Origin of the sequence: thiotrophic endosymbiont of Bathymodiolus puteoserpentis (Logatchev) (assembly GCF_900127505.1) — a bacterium.
In the GTDB taxonomy this organism is placed as follows: Bacteria; Pseudomonadota; Gammaproteobacteria; order PS1; family Pseudothioglobaceae; genus Thiodubiliella.
In genome coordinates this window covers 1-1707 of record NZ_UEXF01000066.1, presented here as the reverse complement: position 1 = coordinate 1707, position 1707 = coordinate 1, and the positions used below count along the sequence as shown (strand labels likewise).

The following is a 1707-nucleotide window of genomic DNA, read 5'->3' as shown; positions in this document are numbered from 1 at the left end:
AGTTTCATTCGTTGCTCAGATATAACTTTATCCGAAACAATCTTATGCACATCGTCACCACTCCTTTTTTCATTAGCATAAATGGGTAATAATGCCACTATAGCCAATACACTTATTATTTTTCTTTCCATAGTTTTAACCCTTAAAATATAATATTGACAATATTTTATAGTATTGACACTCAGAATACAAATAAATCTACTGTTCTTCAAGTTGTTTTAAAACAGAGTCTAGACTGCGCTTAGCCTTATGATAATCAGGCTTAATCTTAATGGCTTCTTTGTAAGCATCAATGGCTTTTTGATACTCCTTTAATTTTCGATAAGCATTCCCCATGTTGTAATGAGTCTCATGTTTATCAGGCTTAATCTTAATGGCTTCTTTGTAAGCATCAATGGCTTTTTGATACTCTTTTAATTCACCATAAGCATACCCCATATTGTCATAAGCCTTGAAATTGTCATCTGCGAAAATCATACTGAAATCAGCTTCGAAAGTTATATCGTGATCTATCAACAGTTGCAATAAATTGCCAGTTGCGAAAACAACAGGCGTTATCTTAACTAACTTAGGATTTATCTTAACTAACTTAGGATAAAGCGCCTTATGAACATCAGATGTAATCTTAATGACTTCTTTGTAAGCGCCAATGGCTTCTTGATACTCTTTTAATTTAAGATAAGCATCCCCCATATTGTTATAGGCCTCATAATCATTAGACTCAATCTCAGTGACTTTTTTGTAAGCATCAATGGCTTTCTCTTCGTTACCTAACTTGCCATAAGAATAACCAAGTTTGAAGTAACCACCAGCTAGACTTTTTTTATCATCTTTACGGCGAGCAATGGTGATAATATTATTCCATAAGGCAATTGCTTTCTCATAATCATCTTCTTGTCGTGCGCTTAAAATTAGTCTTTGAAATTTTGTGCCATATATTTCAACCTTTTGCTTTGTTCTTTTATCTAGTACTTTTTGTCGAAGGAGTTTAGCAGAATCCAAGATATGTTTTGCATCTTTCTTGTAATTTTCAATTTCCCTTAATGCGATTTCAGCCTCTTGCCGTAGTTCTTTAGTTTTTTCTAATGCGATTTCAGCCTCTTGCTGTATGTTATAATACGCAAACCCACTAACTGCTGAAAAAACGAAAATAAGTGCGTTCATCCAAGAATTAACCGAACGCCTTTGATCATTTAAAACATCTTGTCTTAAATTTTGATACTTTTCTGTATTACGCCTTTGATCATTTAAAACATCTTGTCTTAAATTTTGATACTTTTCTGTATTTTGGGCATGTTGTGATTGCATTTGTTGTTGAATATCTTTCAGGGTCTCTTGGTTTTTCCATGTTTTATTATCTAAATTAGTTATTATTCGCATAAGTAACAGCCTCCTAGTGTAACAAAGACTTGTCTTTATTTTCAGAGGCGAGGATGTTGTTTTCCCCTACTAGATTTATATTCCAGTCGGTGCTTGGCATCACTTTTATGAGTAGATCGGATAGGTTGTATAGTAGTTGGGGGGTTAGGTTTAGGCTGATATTCTGACTTTGATTACTCTCAAATATAAGGACAATCTTGGTGTTTTCGTAGACATTGACGGTGATTTTTTCTACCAAAATGGGTATCTCGCCCATCGGAAATTTATTGCCATTGTTAAAGGGGGTTTCATAGTCGTCTTTTTCAATGATGTGCCGATGTTGTATTT

Annotated in this window: 2 protein-coding genes; both read right to left on the bottom strand. The window is 34.0% G+C overall.

Going from position 1 to position 1707, the window contains the following annotated elements:
* Positions 1-198 precede the first annotated feature (198 nt).
* Positions 199-1380: a tetratricopeptide repeat protein gene (locus BHECKSOX2_RS07900; RefSeq protein WP_139683136.1), complete on the bottom strand. Its 1182-nt coding sequence runs from the start codon at positions 1378-1380 to the stop codon at positions 199-201.
* Positions 1381-1393: 13 nt separating this feature from the next.
* On the bottom strand, positions 1394-1707 hold a 314-nt coding region (locus tag BHECKSOX2_RS07895), incomplete at its 5' end, for a hypothetical protein (protein WP_180323720.1).